At 44.3% G+C, this 535-nt stretch carries 1 rRNA gene; it reads right to left on the reverse strand.

Features of this window, described 5'->3' with window-relative positions:
• A 23S ribosomal RNA gene (locus tag ACU68U_RS09245) occupies positions 1-535 on the reverse strand; the annotation flags it as partial.

Genomic DNA, 535 nt, shown 5'->3' on the forward strand with positions numbered 1-535 from the left:
TTTACTTCATACTTCTCGCATAATTGCTTTTCTATCCCACAGTTTCGGTATCAGATTTAGCCCCGTTCATCTTCGGCGCATTACCACTTGACCAGTGAGCTATTACGCACTCTTTAAATGTATGGCTGCTTCTGAGCCAACATCCTGGTTGTCTGAGTAGTATTACATCCTTTCCCACTTAATCTGTATTTTGGGACCTTAACTGGTGGTCTGGGCTGTTTCCCTTTTGACTATGAAGCTTATCCCTCATGGTCTGACTCCTGTTCATCGATTTTCAGGCATTCGGAGTTTGATAAGTTTCGGTAGAATTACTTCCCCTAGACTATTCAGTGCTCTACCTCCTGTAATCTAAAACAAGGCTAGCCCTAAAGCTATTTCGAGGAGAACCAGCTATATCCGAGTTCGATTGGCTTTTCACCCCTATCCACAGGTCATCCGATAGCTTTTAAACGCTACCCGGTTCGAGCCTCCAGTAAATTTTACTTTACCTTCACTCTGCCCATGGATAGATCACCCGGTTTCGGGTCTACAACAC

The sequence above is a fragment of the Finegoldia sp. P3-F-LR genome (assembly GCF_052932165.1).